This window comes from Luedemannella flava, assembly GCF_039528515.1.
Classification (GTDB): Bacteria; Actinomycetota; Actinomycetes; order Mycobacteriales; family Micromonosporaceae; genus Luedemannella; species Luedemannella flava.
The window spans coordinates 40188-55364 of record NZ_BAAALT010000141.1; the positions used below are offsets into that span (position 1 = coordinate 40188).

Sequence of the window (15177 nt, forward strand, 5' to 3'; positions counted from 1 at the left end):
CCGCACCGGGGACCCCGGTGCGGCGCGGCCCACTAGTAGTGAGGGGAGGCGAACGTGACATCCGAGAACACGCCGCTGCTGGAGCTGCGCGGCCTGCATAAGAGCTTCGGGCCGGTGCAGGTGCTGCGGGACGTGGACTTCGCTATCAACGCCGGTGCCGTGACCGCGCTCGTCGGTGACAACGGTGCCGGCAAGTCCACGCTGGTCAAGTGCATCAGCGGCATCTACGGTCACGACGCGGGCGAGTTCCTGTTCGACGGGGCGCCCGTGACCATCCACGGGCCGCGTGACGCCGCCGCCCTCGGCATCGAGATCGTGTACCAGGACCTGGCGCTCTGCGACAACCTCGACATCGTCCAGAACATGTTCCTGGGCCGCGAGCGTCGCCGGGGCCTCGTCCTCGACGACGACACCATGGAGCAGTTGGCCGCGAAGACGCTGTCGGACCTGGCGGTCCGCACCGTGACGAGCGTGCGCCAGCGGGTGTCGAGCCTGTCCGGTGGTCAGCGGCAGACCGTCGCGATCGCCAAGGCCGTGCTGTGGAACAGCCGCGTCGTCATCCTCGACGAGCCGACCGCCGCGCTCGGCGTCGCGCAGACCGCGCAGGTGCTGGAGCTGGTGCGCCGGCTCGCCGACAGCGGCCTCGCGGTCGTACTCATCTCGCACAACATGAACGACGTCTTCGCGGTCGCCGACCGCATCGCCGCGCTGTACCTGGGCCGCATGGTGGCGCAGGTGAAGGCCAGCGACGTCACGCACGCCCAGATCGTCGAGCTGATCACGGCGGGGCGCAGCGGCAACCTGGGGCTAGCGCCCGAGACCGGTCCCTCGAGCACGGATGACGGAGTCAGCCAATGACCGCCACGACCGACGGGCGCACGCAGCCGGTGACCACGCTGGTCGACCACGTCACGGCGTACGGGCGCCGGGTGCGTGGCGGCGAGATGGGCGCCCTGCCGGCCGTACTCGGGATCATTGTTCTGGTCATCGGGTTCTCGTCGACGCAGCCGCGGTTCCTCACGGCCATCAACTTCGCGAACCTGTTGTTCCAGGGCGCGGCCGTCACGGTCATCGCGATGGGCCTGATCTTCGTGCTGCTGCTCGGCGAGATCGACCTCTCGGCGGGCTACACCAGCGGCGTCTGCGCGTCGCTCGCCGCGGTCCTGATGCTGGAGCAGCACATCGCGTGGTATTTCGCGGTGCTCATCGCGCTCGGCACCGGCCTGGTCACGGGGCTCCTGCTCGGGCTGCTCGTGGCCAAGGTCGGCATCCCGTCGTTCGTGGTGACCCTCGCCGCGTTCCTGTCCTTCCAGGGCATCCTGCTGGTCATCGTCAAGCAGGGGCAGATCATCTCGATCCAGGACCAGACCATCCTGGCGATCGGCAACAAGAACCTGCTCATCTGGCAGGGCTGGTTGTTCTACGCCGTGTCCGTCGCCGGGTACGCGGCGGTGCAGCTCTACCGCACGTTCCGGCGGGGGAGGCGGGGTCTGACCCGCGAGCCGATGAGTCTGGTGGGCCTGCGCATCGGCGCCCTCGCGGTGCTCGGCGGCGTCGCCGTCTACATCCTCAACCTGGAGCGGTCGCTCAACCCCGCCCGAACGTCCCTGCGCGGCGTGCCGATCGTGGTTCCGATCGTGCTTATCCTGCTCGTCGTGCTGACCTTCGTGCTGAAGCGGACCACCTATGGTCTGCACCTGTACGCGGTCGGCGGCAACCTGGAGGCGGCCCGCCGGGCGGGCATCGCCACCGACGCGTTGCGGACCAGCGCGTTCGTCATCTGTTCGTTGCTGGCCGCCATCGGCGGCATTATCGCGGCGTCGCGGGACAACTCGGTGAGCCCGACGTCGGGCGGCAGCAACGTCCTGCTGTACGCGGTGGGCGCGGCTGTCATCGGCGGCACGAGCCTCTTCGGCGGCAAGGGTCGGGTGCTCGACGCGGTGCTCGGTGGCGCGGTGGTCGCCATCATCGACAACGGCATGAACCTGATCACTGAAGAATCGTGGATCAAGTACGTCGTCACGGGTCTGGTCCTGCTGGCCGCGGCCGGCGTGGACGCGCTGTCGCGGCGGCGCGCGGCGGCCCGCGGCCTGAGCTGACGCGGGCACATGCGGGCCAGTCCCACCCAGGAGGAGATCCGCCGGCACAACCTCGGCGTGCTCCTGCGCTACGTGCACGTGAAGGGTCCGACGTCCCGGGCGGAGCTGACCGCTTCGCTCGGGCTCAACCGCTCAACGATCGGGGCGCTCACCGCCGACCTGACCGCGGCGGGCCTGGTCCGCGAGGAACTGCCCCGCGACCACGGCCGCACCGGCCGGCCGTCGCTGGTGGTGCGCCCCGAGCACGAGCGGGTCTACGCGTACGCGTTCGCGGTCGAGGTGGACCGCCTCACCGCCGCCCGGGTGGGCCTCGGTGGGGTGGTCCTCGACCGCCACGAGGTGCCGCGCGGCCCGGACGCGGACGTGGTCGAGCCGCTCGCGGCGTTCGTCCGCCGGACGGAGTCGGCGGTGGGTGCGGACACGGTCTGCGTGGGCAGCGGCGCGGCGGTCAGCGCCATGGCCCGCCGCGCCGACGGCCGCGTCTACCTGGGCGACGCGGCCGAGTTGGAGGAGACGCTGGCCGCCGGCCTGACCGCGGCCCTGTCGGAGTTCCGCAAGGCCGCGCCGCCGGTGGCGGTGCGCAACGTGGCCGACCTGGCGGCGCTCGCCGAGCACACCCGGGGCGTGGCCGTGGGCTGCGACAACGTCATCTACCTGCACGGTGACGCGGGCGTGGGCGGCGGCATCATCGCCGGCGGGCGCGCCGTCACGGGACACGGCGGCCACGGCGGCGAGGTCGGCCACATGGTGGTCAACCCGCAGGGCCGCGGGTGCGGTTGCGGTTCGCAGGGCTGCTGGGAAACAGAAATCGGGGAGTACGCGCTGCTGCGCGCCGCCGACCGCGACGGCACGGGGCGGCAGGCGGTGTCCGATGTGGTGGACGCCGCCCGGCGCGGCGACGTGGTGGCCCAGGCGGCGGTGCGGCAGGTCGGCCGCTGGCTGGGCTTCGGGGTGGCCAACCTGGTCAACATCTTCAACCCCGAAATGGTCATCTTCGGCGGCACCCTGCGCGACGTGTACCTGGCCTCGGCCACGCAGGTGCGCGAGCGGCTGACCAGGATGGCGCTTCCCGCGTGCCGCGAGCACGTCCGCCTGCGCACCCCGGATCTGGCCGACGACGCACCCCTGTACGGTGCCGCTGAGCTGGCCTTCGAGCGGTTGCTGGCGGACCCGCTCGACGCGGCCGCCGCGTGATAGCCGGTTCCGCAATATATAGATGACTTTCGTAACCTGTACGCCATATCGCCTCGCTACCGTCGGTGCTGGGCGCGTCACCGAGGACGCGTCGTAGTGCGAAAGGACCAGGGCGATGTTGACTGTGCAGGCCACCGCGAACACGGCCGACCGCGAGGCGTTGGAGGCGCTGATAGGCCCGGACCGGGCGACGGAGCTGCGAAGCGCCGCGGACACCATCCGGGAGCGGCTCGGCGGCGGCACGTTGTGGCATGTCAACTCCACGGGTGCCGGCGGCGGCGTCGCGGAGATGCTGCATACGGCGATACCCCTCTATACGAGTCTGGGGGTGCGGGCGAAGTGGGCGGTCATCGGAGGCGATGACCGCTTTTTTTCGATCACGAAGCGGCTCTACGGCGCGCTGTACGGCAGCATCGGCGACGGCGGCACGCTCGGTGACGAGGAGCGGGCCGACTACCTGCGCCACCTCGGCGTGGTCGCCGACGCGTTCCGCGAGCTGCTCACCCCCGACGACATCCTGATCCTGCACGACTTCCAGACGACCGGCCTGATCGACCTGCTGGGCAAGGACGTCGCCGCGACGTACTGGCGCTGCCACGTCGGCGTCGACGAGCAGACCGAGGCCTCGTCGCTGGGCTGGGACTTCCTCACCCCGATGCTCGACCACGCCGACGGCCTGATCTTCTCGGTCGACTGGCACGTGCCGGAGCGGCTGCGCGAGCGCGCGGTCACCATCCTGCCGCCGTTCGTCGCCCCGTTCATCGCCAAGAACACCGACCTGGCGCCGGACGTCATCGCCGACGTGCTGACCCGCTGCGGCCTCTCGGCCGCGCCGCCCGCCACCCGCCCGACCACAGTGGACGTCGGCGGCCGCGCGATCCACCTCAACCACGCCGCCACGGTCGTCTCGGCCGGCCCGCCCGAGCCCGGCCAGCCGCTGGCCGCCCAGATCTCGCGGTGGGACCGGCTCAAGGACATGCACGGCGTCCTGGCCGCGTTCACCACGTTCGTGCCCGAGGGCTACCTGGCCCTCGTCGGCCCCGACCCGGCCAGCATCCCCGACGACATCGAGCAGGGCGTCTGGTTCCAGCGCTGCGTCACCGACTGGCAGGCCCTGCCACCCGACCTGCGCTCCCGGGTGGCCATCATCTGCCTGCCCATGGCCGACCTGAGCGAGAACGCCCTGCTGGTCAACGCGATCCAGCGGTCCGCCACGACCGTCACCCAGAAGAGCCTGGTCGAGGGCTTCGGCCTGACGGTCGCCGAGGCCATGTTCAAGGGCCGCGTCGTCGTGGCCAGCGCCGTCGGCGGCATCCGCGCCCAGATCACCCACGGCGACACGGGCCTCCTGGTGGAGGACCCCACGGACCTCGCCGCCTTCGGCGCCCTGGTAACAAAGGCGCTCCGCGACACCCCCGAAAACCACACCATGGGCGTACGCGCCCGCGAGCGCGTCCTGACGAACTTCCTCCCCGACCGCGAGATCGTCACCACGGCCGAAATGATCACCGCCTAGATACGGGCTTGCGGCGGGAAAGTGCCTTATAGGGCACCTTCCCGCCGCAGTTCCGCCGGCTGGTATCAGCCGATCGGTACGGGCTCGCGTTCCGGTGCGGGTGTCGGGTCCGCCGCGGCGACCCCCTCGGCGTCGCGGCGGCGCAGGAAGCGCGGCCCCCACCAGTTCGCGTCGCCGAGCAGCGTCATGATCGACGGCAGCACGACGGCCCGGATGATGGTGGCGTCCAGCAGGATGGCGGCGGCCAGGCCGACGCCGAGCTGCTTCATGTCCAGGGTGCTCAGGGTGCCGAAGATGGCGAACACGGCCACCATGACGACGGCGGCGCTCGTGACCACCCCGGCCGAGCTGGTGATGCCCCTCGCCACGGAGTCGCGGTTCGAGGCCCCGGCCAGCCGGGCCTCGCGGATGCGGCTCACCACGAACACGTGGTAGTCCATCGACAGGCCGAACAGGACGACGAACAGGAAGATGGGCAGCCAGGAGATGACGCCCCCGTTGGACGTGAAGTCCAGCAGGCCCTCCGCCCAGGTGTGCTGGAACACCACCACGAGCAGCCCGTACGCCGCGCCGACCGAGAGCAGGTTGAGCGCGATCGCGGTGACGGCCACGACCACGGAGCGGAACGTCCACGCCATGATCAGGAACGTGAGGAGCAGGACGAACCCGACCACGAGCGGGAGCTTGTCCTTCACGTGGTTCGAGTAGTCGGTCGTGCCGGCGATCTCGCCGGTGACCGCGTGCTCGAGCCCGCCGAGCGTTGCCGGCACGTAGTCGGCGCGCAGCTTGTCCAGCGACCTGTCGGCGTCGGCGGTGCCGGGGATCGTCGGGGTGCCGATCTCCAGCATGGTGACCGTGCCGTTGGGCGAGTGGATGAGCTTGGGCTCCCGGTCGTGGGCGAACAGCGGGTCGTTCGCGGTCTTCGCCGCGAGCGCGCCCAGGGCGGTGTCGACCCTGGCTTGATCGGCGGCCGACGCCCGCACCACGACGACGTGGCTCGTGCCCGTACTCGGGAAGGCCTTTGTCAGACGGTCGTAGGCCTGCATCACGGCCGTGCTGCGCGGGACGTCCTGCAGGCCCGTGAGCTTGAGGGTCATGCCCAGGGCGGGCGCCGCGAGGGCGACCAGGGCGGCGACCGACAGGATCAGGGTCAGCCACGGGGCGCGCAGCGCCGGGCGCAGGATCGCGTTCCAGAACCGCGAGGTGACCTCTCCGCCGTTGACCCGCGGGGCGGTGAGCCGCCACACGAACGGGATGCGCGGGCGGTCCACCCACCGGCCGAGCTTCGCCAGCAGCGCCGGCAGGACGGTCAGCGAGCCGAGCACGGAGACGGCCACGACGAGGATCGAGCCGACCGCGAACGACGAGAAGATGTTGTCCTGAGCCAGGAACATGCCCGACATCGCGACGATGACGGCGAGGCCGGAGACGACCACCGCGTGGCCCGAGGTGGCGGCCGCGATCTCCACCGCGTCGAGGTGGCCGGCACCCTTGGCCCGTTCCTCGCGCTCGCGCTTGAGGTAGAACAGCGAGTAGTCGACGCCGACGGCCATGCCGATGAGCAGGACGACGCTGTTGGTGGCCTCCTGCGCGGGCACGAGGTACGAGGCCAGCGAGGACAGGCCGATCGCCGCACCCACGGCCGAGATCGCCAGCAGGACGGGCACGCCGGCCGCGATGAGCGCGCCGAACGCGACCAGCAGGATGATCAGCGTCACGGGCACGCTGAACATCTCCGCCTTCTTGAAGTCCTCGCCGATCGTGTCGTTGAGGCCCTTGTGGATCGAGGCGTTGCCCACCTGCTCGACCCGGAGATCCGCGTGCGCCGCCTGGACGGCCGCGGTCGTGTCCAGCAGCGGCTGGACCCGGTCCTCGCCCGTCTCGGGGTCGCCGGCCATGGTGACCGGCAGGAACATCGTGGTGCCGTCGGGCGAGGTGACCGGCTCGCCGACGCTGGCGACCTCCGGCAGGGCCCGCATCCGGGTCGCGGCGTCGGTCAGCGCCGCCGTCGCCCTGGCCCGGTCGAGCGCGCCGTCGCGGGCCGTGACGAGCACCCGCTCCACGGTCGGGTCGTCGGGGAAGTCCCCGGCCTCGATCATCTGCTGGGCGCGGGCGGTCTCGCCCACGTTGCCACCGTCGGTGGCCTCCTTCGTGCCGACCGCCGTGCCGAGGGCGATCGAGACGATCACGAAGACCGTCCACAGTGCCATGGCGCGCCACGGGTGCTCGGCGCTCCACCGCGCCACCCGCACGGTGAAAGGCTTGCGCTCCATCGGATTTCTCCCTGGTGTCATCGGTCTTTTCGTCACCAGAGACGCTAGGGACAGCGGTGGTTGCACACATCGGGTGTGACCCCGACGGGACAACCCGTGCGCGGTACGGGGGTTAGCCCCAGTACGCGGTCGGTGGATCATGTCTTACCAGGGCGCGAGCCGCCCCGACGCTTCCCCCGATCTATCCCTAGGGGTCGCGCCGGGGCGGCTGTGACGTTGCCTACAGGACCGGGTAGGCGTTGCGTACCAACGTCTCGAAGTACGCGTCGAACCAGGCGCCCTCGCCCGGCGCGCCGTAGGTGGAGCCGTTGAGCCGCAAGCTGCCCATCGGCGGGGCCCACGACGGGTCACACATCGGATCGGCGCCCTCGGGGCGCGGCTGGCCCGCCGCCGGCGGCGCGGCGCCGTCGGACGCGCCCGGCTCCCAGGCCCAGATGTACGCGTCCACGTGCGCCATCGGGTTGGCCCGCGGCCGCTCGCCGATGCCGGCGCCGACCTGGTTGCACCAGTTGCTGCGGTAGATCCGCCGGTCCACGCGGGACTGGTTGACGTAGGTGTTGAGGTCGGTCGAGGTGCTGACCGCCGTCGGCCGGCTCGTGCCGCCCCAACCGTTGCGGGAGGTGTCGATCACGATGCCGATGGTGGCCGGGAAGCCGGCCCTGACCATCGCCGCGTGCAGCACCGCGACGTAGTCCTCCTCGTCGAGGACGTAGTTCCAGTCGGCCCACGACGACTGGACGATCAGCGAGCCGGTGACCGTCGCGCGGGCGTCGGTGAGGAACGGCTCCACCACCGGGCTGTACCCCGCTGTGTTGATCGCGAGCCCGTCGATGCTGGCCAGGCCGGCGTTCGTGCTCGCCGCGAGCGACGCGAACGTGCTGACCGCCGGGCCCAGGTTGCTCTCGTACCCCAGCGCGACCGAGTGGCTCGCGTCGAGGTAGTTCCAGACGTTGGCGATCGGGGCGAGGGCGTTCAGGGCGTACCGGATGCCGTCGTGGTAGACCATCCCGGCCGACACCTCGGCGCACGCGGCCGTGCGGTTCCAGCCGAGGGCTATCGTGCCCAGCGCGGCCGGCTCGATGATCGTCGCGACGCGCAGGCCCGCGTAGGCCGGGTCGCGCAGCACGGCCGCGATCGCGTCCACGTACTCGGTCCTGTAGCGGGCCAGGCCGTTGTTCGAGACGGACAGCTCGCCGTGCAGGACCCACTCGTTGCAGTCCCGGTTCGGCAGGTTGTCCAGCACGACGGTGACCACGACGGGCTGTCCGGCCGCGGCCTGCTGGGCGAGCGCCTGGTTGAGGTGCGTGCGCAGGCCCGCGACCGACGCGATCGTCGGCAGCCACACGCCCGTGGGCTGTTGGCCGACCCGGGTCATGGCGGCCGCGACGTCGCCGGTGCGGGTCGCGGCCGAGCCGGCGACGCGGGCGGCGAAGTCCGGGTTGCGGTAGCCGATCGCGCCCGCGTACGGGTTGGTGACGGGCACCGGCGGGCCGGACGTGACCGGGTTGCTGGTGACGGGGGCCGAGCTGGCCGGCCCGCTCGTCGGCGGCCGGGACGTGGGCGGCCGGGTCGTGGGCTGGTATGTGAGCGGCCGGGACGTGGTGCCGGTGGGCCGGGTGCTGGTCGGCGGGGCGGTCGTCACGCCGGTGGTGGCGCACCACAGGCCGTTGAGCGACACGGAGGCCGGCCGCACCGGGGTGGCGCTGGTGGACGCGACGAAGCCGGGGCGGACGGTCTGGCCGGCCTCGATCACCGGCTGCCAGGACGGGTTGGTGACCGTCACCGCCTTGCCGGACTGCGCGAACGTGCCGTTCCAGCCGGAGTTGATCCGCTCGTCGCCGGCGAAGGTCCAGGCGACCGTCCAGCCGTTGACGCGGCTGCTGCTGGTGACGGCCACCTCGGCCTGGAAGCCGCCGGGCCACTGACCGACGATGTTGTAGGCATACGTGCAGGCGACGGGGGACAGGGCCTGTGCCGAGGTGGCGATCAACGCGCCGGACGCGGCGAGGGCGGCGACGGCCGCGGTTGCGGCGATCTTGCGCCGCGCCCGGAATGTCGCGCCGCTGAGGGGGACGTACCTCATCGGGGCTCCTCTGATTCACATATCGAAATGTGATTACAGCCTCGCACCCCGTAGAGCAATGTCAATGGGACCTGGGTACCGCCTCACACGCGGCGTACGACTAGACCCGGTTTGGCACCGGATGCCGCCGAAAGGTGCGCCAGATCGTCGGGGTCGCTCGTGAAAACAATCCCGCCGTACGCGAGCGCAATAGTGACCACTGTGGCGTCCACGATGTCGCGCGTCCTGGCCTGTCCACACAGAACGCCGGCGCTCTTGGCCGTGTCGATACCGATCGGAACGACGTCGCAGCTGGCCAGCAGGCGGCCGAGGCGTACCTGATCGCGGCCGTTGCGCCACACCTGGCTCACGACGACGGACGGCACGACGACCGTCCGTTCCTCTTCCATCGCGAGGTGGTGAATCGCCCACATCCGCCGGTCGCCGTTGTCCACGGCGATCAGCGCCCCGGCGTCGTACACATACGGAATGTTCACGGCGATCACGCCGCGGAGGAGCGCGAGGGATCCAGCGCCTCGGCGTCAGCGGCCGCCAACTCGGCGCGGACCGCGGCCAATTCCTCGGGCGTGAAAGAGCCGTGCTCCGCTTCCCATTCACGGACGACCTGCCGGCCGATCCGGCGCCGCAACTCGCTCTCGGCGGCGCTGGCGATGAGCCTTGAGACGGGAATGCCGGTCGACCGGGCCTCGGCCGCGAGCGCGTCCGCGAGATCATCCGGCAGTGTGATGGTCACCTTCCTCGTTGCCATACCTTTACCATACCGAAGTATGGCGAAGGTGGGCTACTTCGCGGACGCGGCGCTGACAACCACTGCGGGTACCGCGATGACCAGATGAAAGACGTTGTCGGGCGGCCCCAGGGGGATGGCCAGGTGGGTGGTAAGGAACAGGCCGTCGATGAACCAGCCGACGATGCCGAGGACCCCGTAGAGGGCGCCGATGCCCCAGGTGAAGAGCTTCGCGGGCAGCTCCGTGGCGGCGAGCCAGCCGGCGTAGGCCGCGAACAGGGCCGAGAGCAGGTGCAGCGCGCTGTGCGCCCAGTCGTGGGCCAGTCGGTCCTCCGCGATCTTCACGACCACGGGGTACGCGGTGTAGAGGCCGAACGCCACGGCGGCGGCCCGGCAGTAGTTCCGGTAGGTGGCGACGCGGTGAAGGGTCACGTCGACGAGCGTCGCGCACCGGCCGTCAAGGTCACCAGAGATATGGCACGGGACGCCGTGAACGCGTCATTTGGCATGCTTCATCGGACAACGACTGGGTGTGAGCGGGCCCCATCGGGGTATTAGCCGGACATGCGGCAGGACAGTTTTCCGCACCCCGTCTCGGATCCCGAGGAGCAGGGTGTCCCCGAGATCGCCGACGACGAGTCGACGGCGTACGACGCGTACCCCTCCGTCCGGGAGGCCGACGGCCGGTCACCCGCGCCGCTTCCCCCCGACCGGGAGGACGGCCCGCTGGGCCTCGACGAGTACGGCGTGACGGCCGACGAGGCGAGCCGGGCCGAGCCGCTCGACGCCCGGCTGCGCCGGGAGGTCCCGGAGGTGTGGGCCACCGCCGACGGCCCGCTGCGCGCCGAGGACCTCGACGGCGCCCCGATCGCGGCGGACCCCCACTCGAAGGTGTCGCTCTACGACTACGCGGACTCGGCCGGCGCGACGGTCGGCCGGCTCGTCAGCCCTGACGAGGGCTCCGGCACGGACGCCGAGCCGGAGGACTTCGCCTACGACGCCGGCCCGGCCGGTGGCGGCGCCTCGATGGAGGAGCTGGCCATGCACCAGGTCCCCGACAGCGTCGCCGTGGACGAGCTCGACGAGGTCGAGTACGACGCCGAGGACGGTCAGACGTAGAGCATCCGGTTGACGCGCCGGGCGGCGATCGCGATGCCGACGACGCCGAACACCGCCAGGTAGGCCAGGGAGACCAGCCAGTTCGCCGGGTTGCCCGTGCCGAGCGTGATGGCGCGGAGCAGGTTGATCGACTGGTAGAGCGGGCTGGCGTACATCAGCCACTGGATCACGACGGGGTAGTGCTGCGGCGGCACGAACGTGCCCGACAGCAGGAACAGCACGAACTGCGCGAGGTAGACCAGCGAGAAGTCGGGCCAGCCGCGCATGAACGTGGCGATGATGACGCCCGCCCCGCCGAACGCCGCGCCGATGAGCAGGCTGGCGGGCAGCGCCAGGAGGGCGCGCGGCCAGGTCGTCAGGTCCATGAGGACCATGAGCGTCACGAACGAGGTCGAGTAGACCGCGCCGCAGAGCACGCTCCACGCGATCTCGCCCAGCGCGATCTCGATCGGCCGGACGGGCGTGGCTATCACCGTGTCGTACAGCCGGACGAACCGGTGCAGCCCGAAGAACCTGGTCGCGATGGCGGCGAACGTCGCGTTCATGGCCGACGCCGCGAGCATGGCGGGCGCCACGAACGCCGCGTAGGTGACCAGGTGGCCGTCCGACAACGGGACGAACCCGATCCGGGCGCCGAGGCCGTAGCCGACCGAGAACAGGTAGAGGAACGGCTCGGCGAGCCCGCCGAGGAAGAACCCCCACGACCGCCCGCTGATGGTCGCGAAGTTGCGTTCGGTCACCGACCCGGACCGTCGGCCGGTGCCCCGCAGCCCGCCGGCATCGGCGAGGCGCCCGCGCGAGGCCATCGCGCGCGCGGCCATGATTTGCAGGATCATCCGTTCCCCCGGGGTCAGACGTAGAGCCGCTTGCGCAGCGCCCGGTGCGCGAGCCAGCCGCCGGTGGCCACCCAGCAGAGCAGGTAGACAACGTGGCCGGACGCGCTCCAGTCGGGGGCGCGGCCCAGCGTCGCGGCGCGGCACAGGTCGGCGGCGTGCCACAGCGGCGACGCGTACGCCAGCGCGCGGAGCACCGTCGGCAGGTCGGACACGGGGAAGTAGACGCCGGCGAACAGGGTCAGCGGCAGCACCACGAACTGCAGCGTCATGTTCATGTACATCTCGACGCGCACGCTGGCGGCCAGCGCGTACATCGGCAGGAAGACCGACAGGCCGACGAGCCCGGCGACGGGCAGCGCGACCAGCGCCCACCAGGAGTGCAGGGTGCCGAAGGCGGCCGCGACGAGCAGCAACGCCGCCCCGCTGATGGCGATCTGCACCTGGGCGAAGAGCGCGTGGCCGGCGAGCACGTCGCCGACGCGCAGCGGCGCGGTGAACATGAGGTGGAAGTTCTTGAGCCAGTTGAGGCCGCTGAACACCGGATAGGAACCGGCCCAGGTGCCCAGCTGCACCGCGCCGGCGGCGAGCAGGCCGGGGACCAGGTAGTCGGCGTAGGGGACGCCGTCCATCCGGCCGACGTAGGCCCCGACGCCCACGCCGAAGGTGACGAGGATGAGGAACGGGGTGATCAGCGACGAGGCGGCGTCGGCGCGCCACGTCTGCCGGTAGCTCGTGAGGTGGGTCTCCAGCACGGAGACCGCCGGGGTCGCCATCAGTCGACCAGCGTGCGGCCGGTGAGCCGGAGGAAGACGTCCTCCAGCGTGGACCGCCGGACGAAGACGCTGGTCAGCTCCAGGCCGGCCCGGTGCGCGGCGGCGAGCGCGGCGTCGCCGTCGTCGGCGTAGAGCAGCGCGCGGTCGCCCAGCTTCTCCACGCGCCCGGGCAGCGTCGCGAGCACCGCGTCGTCGGGCGTGCCGGCGTAGCGGAGCTCGACGACGTCGCGGGTGACGTGCTCCTTGATGAGGTTGTGCGGGGAGCCCTCGGCCACGATGCGGCCGCCGTCCATGATGACGATGCGGTCGCAGAGCTGCTCGGCCTCGTCCATGTAGTGCGTGGTGAGCACGAGCGTGACGCCCCGGCGCTTGAGCTGGAACAGCCGCTCCCACAACAGGTGGCGGGCCTGCGGGTCGAGGCCGGTGGTGGGCTCGTCGAGAAGCACGCAGTCGGGGTCGTTGACCAGCGAGCGGGCCACGGCCAGCCGCCGGCGCATGCCGCCCGACAGGTCGCCGACCCGGCTGCGGGCGCGCTCGCCGAGCTGCACCCAGTCGAGCAGCTCGGCGCAGCGCTTCCGCGCGTGCGCCCGCGAGACGCCGAAATACCGCGCGTACGTCGTGATGTTCTGCATCGCGGTGAGCTCGTGGTCGAGCGAGTCATCCTGCGGGCACACGCCGAGGCGCGAACGGATCCGCACCCCGTCGCGCACCGGGTCGAGGCCGAAGATGCGCAGGTCGCCTCCGCTGGGCGGGGAGACGCAGCCGATCATGCGCATGGTCGAGCTCTTGCCGGCGCCGTTGGGCCCGAGGAAGCCGAAGGACTCCCCGGCCGCGATCTCGACATCGATGCCGTCCACCGCGGTGAAGTCGTCGAATCGTTTCACCAGCCCCCGTGCGCTGATGACCGCCCCGCCGTCGCCCATGGGGCGCACAGTATCGACGGGGTCGGACAGTTGTCGCCGCATTTCCCCGTCGCCGGGACCGTTGCAGCCATCGATCAATTACCCATAGTCTATGGATCCCTTACTGTCCGAAGAGGTGGGTGCATGTCTTTCCTTGCCGAGCTTGACGAGGTTGCCGCGGAGAAGCACAGCGAGTCGCCGTTCGTGGCGATCGGTGGCGCCAGTGCCGTGTCCGCGGTGGTGGAGGAGTTCTACAGCCGCCTGCTCGCGGACCCGCAGACCGCCGGGTTCTTCAGCGCCCTCGTCGAGATCGACGGGCTGGCCGCACTCAAGCGCCACCAGGTCCTGCTGCTCGCCAAGGTCCTCGGCGGCCCCGACCACTACGACGGCCGCGACCTCGGCGCCGCCCACGGCGGCCTGGACATCTCCGACGCCGCCTACCAGCGCGTCAGCCTGCACCTGCTCACCACGCTGCACGACTTCAAGGTGCCGATGGACATCCTGCAGGCCGCCGACTCGACCCTCCGCGCAGTGAAGCCGCAAATCGTCACAATAGAGGCGTGATCTCACCACGCGACGACCTGATCCAACTGTCGGACTACGCCGGCGGTCGCCTGCGCCAGCGGTTGGCGGGCCTCACCGACGAGGAGTACTCGTGGGAGCCCGTGCCCAACTGCCGCACGGTGCGGCCGACCGGCGACGGCCGGTTCCGCTCCGACGGCCCGAGAACGGACCAGGCGGACCCGCGCGCCTTCACCACGGTGTCCTGGCGCCTGGCGCACATCATCGACCTGCTCACCGCCGACCGCGTCGCGGGCTGGCTGGCCGTGACCAACGTATTGACCTGGCCGGACGTCGGCGACCCCGGCACGGCGGCCGACGCGCTGGACGCCCTCGACCTGGCCCTCGCGCACTGGCGCACCGTGCTCGAGGCGACCACCGAGGAGAGCCTGGCCACGACGCTCGGCCCGGTCGCCGGCCCGTACGCGGACGCGACCCGGCGCGGGTTCGTGCTGCACATCCTCGACGAGCTGATCCACCACGGCGCCGAGGTGGCCCTCATGCGCGATCTGCACGCCGCCGCGGGCGGGCGGCCGCTGTTAGGCTGAGGCCGGCTTCCAGGCAGCCGACCGGTCCGCGGGCAGGGCAGAGCCCACCTGGGTGAGCGGTGACGCACCTGCCCACGCGCCTCCTTTCAGCCCGACCACGCGGACCCCGGGCGCCGAAGGGAGGTCGCGATGGCGACCGTGTCTCTGCCGGAGAACCCCAACCTCGACCAACTGCGCCGCCAGGCCCGCGAGCTGTGGCGCGCCGCCCGCGCCGGTGACCCCGCCGCGACCGCGCGGATCGTCCGGACCCACCCCACGCCGCCGGCCGACATGTCCGCGCTGGGCCTCGCCGCCGCGCAGCTCGTCCTCGCCCGGGAGTACGGGTTCGGAAGCTGGCCGCGGCTTCGTCACTACCTCGACGTGGTGGCCGAGCACGGGTGGGTGCCGGAGGCCGCGCCCACGGACGAGAGCGTCGCCGACCGTTTCTGCCGGCTCGCCTGCCTCACCTACAGCCGGGTGGACGGCCCCGACCGGTGGGCGGCCGCCCGCGCGCTCCTCGACGCCGAGCCCGCCCTCGTCGAGGGCGACATCCGGGCGGCGGCCGCC

General features: G+C 71.4%; 15 protein-coding genes and 1 pseudogene. 8 read left to right on the forward strand and 8 right to left on the reverse strand.

From position 1 onward, the window contains the following. The first annotated feature begins 54 nt into the window (after positions 1 to 54). The 4 genes from ABD211_RS21270 to ABD211_RS21285 all read left to right on the forward strand — a co-directional run bounded on the left by ABD211_RS21270 (position 55) and on the right by ABD211_RS21285 (position 4809). Entirely contained in the window at positions 55 to 858 is an 804-nt protein-coding gene (locus ABD211_RS21270; RefSeq protein WP_344134653.1) for an ATP-binding cassette domain-containing protein, read from the forward strand. Next, positions 855 to 2099, forward strand: a complete 1245-nt coding sequence (locus ABD211_RS21275; protein WP_425560477.1) for a sugar ABC transporter permease — start codon at positions 855 to 857, stop codon at positions 2097 to 2099. The genes ABD211_RS21270 and ABD211_RS21275 overlap by 4 nt, the downstream gene beginning before the upstream one ends. 9 nt (positions 2100 to 2108) lie before the next feature. Next, entirely contained in the window at positions 2109 to 3293 is a 1185-nt protein-coding gene (locus tag ABD211_RS21280; protein WP_344134655.1) for an ROK family transcriptional regulator, read from the forward strand. Between the two features lie 115 nt (positions 3294 to 3408). Beyond that, entirely contained in the window at positions 3409 to 4809 is a 1401-nt protein-coding gene (locus ABD211_RS21285) for a glycosyltransferase (RefSeq protein ID WP_344134658.1), read from the forward strand. A gap of 65 nt (positions 4810 to 4874) precedes the next feature. Here the strand turns inward: ABD211_RS21285 and ABD211_RS21290 are convergent, their stop codons facing one another. From ABD211_RS21290 to ABD211_RS21310, 5 genes are all read right to left on the reverse strand, one after another. Further along, positions 4875 to 7082, reverse strand: a complete 2208-nt coding sequence (locus tag ABD211_RS21290; protein ID WP_344134661.1) for an MMPL family transporter — start codon at positions 7080 to 7082, stop codon at positions 4875 to 4877. A gap of 220 nt (positions 7083 to 7302) precedes the next feature. Next, positions 7303 to 9165, reverse strand: a complete 1863-nt coding sequence (locus tag ABD211_RS21295) for a glycoside hydrolase family 6 protein (RefSeq protein ID WP_344134664.1) — start codon at positions 9163 to 9165, stop codon at positions 7303 to 7305. Positions 9166 to 9248: 83 nt separating this feature from the next. Beyond that, complete coding sequence (locus ABD211_RS21300) at positions 9249 to 9650, reverse strand: type II toxin-antitoxin system VapC family toxin (RefSeq protein ID WP_344134668.1); 402 nt, start codon at positions 9648 to 9650, stop codon at positions 9249 to 9251. Continuing rightward, entirely contained in the window at positions 9647 to 9898 is a 252-nt protein-coding gene (locus tag ABD211_RS21305; RefSeq protein ID WP_344134671.1) for a ribbon-helix-helix domain-containing protein, read from the reverse strand. Before ABD211_RS21305 ends, ABD211_RS21300 begins: the two co-directional genes overlap by 4 nt. Before the next feature lie 48 nt (positions 9899 to 9946). Then, positions 9947 to 10324 carry a hypothetical protein gene (locus tag ABD211_RS21310; RefSeq protein ID WP_344134674.1) on the reverse strand — a complete coding sequence of 126 codons (378 nt, stop codon included), beginning with the start codon at positions 10322 to 10324 and terminating at the stop codon, positions 9947 to 9949. Positions 10325 to 10456: 132 nt separating this feature from the next. Here ABD211_RS21310 and ABD211_RS21315 point away from each other — a divergent pair, with 132 nt between their 5' ends. Further along, positions 10457 to 11011 (forward strand): DUF5709 domain-containing protein, encoded by a 555-nt coding sequence (locus ABD211_RS21315; protein WP_344134677.1) that lies wholly within the window; start codon positions 10457 to 10459, stop codon positions 11009 to 11011. On the opposite strand, the gene ABD211_RS21320 is transcribed toward ABD211_RS21315, so the two are convergent. From ABD211_RS21320 to ABD211_RS21330, 3 genes are read right to left on the reverse strand one after another with little or no spacing between them, the layout of a single operon-like run. Then, positions 11002 to 11817 (reverse strand): ABC transporter permease, encoded by an 816-nt coding sequence (locus ABD211_RS21320; protein WP_344134705.1) that lies wholly within the window; start codon positions 11815 to 11817, stop codon positions 11002 to 11004. The two genes, ABD211_RS21315 and ABD211_RS21320, sit on opposite strands and share 10 nt — an antisense overlap. A gap of 44 nt (positions 11818 to 11861) precedes the next feature. Further along, the gene (locus ABD211_RS21325) at positions 11862 to 12620 is read right to left on the reverse strand and encodes an ABC transporter permease (protein ID WP_344134680.1); all 759 of its coding nucleotides are present in this window, start codon (positions 12618 to 12620) and stop codon (positions 11862 to 11864) included. After that, positions 12620 to 13543: an ABC transporter ATP-binding protein gene (locus ABD211_RS21330; protein WP_344134683.1), complete on the reverse strand. Its 924-nt coding sequence runs from the start codon at positions 13541 to 13543 to the stop codon at positions 12620 to 12622. Before ABD211_RS21330 ends, ABD211_RS21325 begins: the two co-directional genes overlap by 1 nt. Before the next feature lie 123 nt (positions 13544 to 13666). On the opposite strand from ABD211_RS21330, the gene ABD211_RS21335 reads away from it, so the two are divergent. From ABD211_RS21335 to ABD211_RS21345, 3 genes and pseudogenes are all read left to right on the forward strand, one after another. Further along, positions 13667 to 14086, forward strand: coding sequence for a group I truncated hemoglobin (locus ABD211_RS21335; RefSeq protein WP_344134686.1), 420 nt, complete (start codon positions 13667 to 13669; stop codon positions 14084 to 14086). Then, positions 14083 to 14631 carry a DinB family protein gene (locus tag ABD211_RS21340; protein ID WP_344134688.1) on the forward strand — a complete coding sequence of 183 codons (549 nt, stop codon included), beginning with the start codon at positions 14083 to 14085 and terminating at the stop codon, positions 14629 to 14631. Before ABD211_RS21335 ends, ABD211_RS21340 begins: the two co-directional genes overlap by 4 nt. A 129-nt stretch (positions 14632 to 14760) precedes the next feature. Continuing rightward, positions 14761 to 15177: pseudogene (locus ABD211_RS21345) on the forward strand (hypothetical protein); the annotation flags it as partial.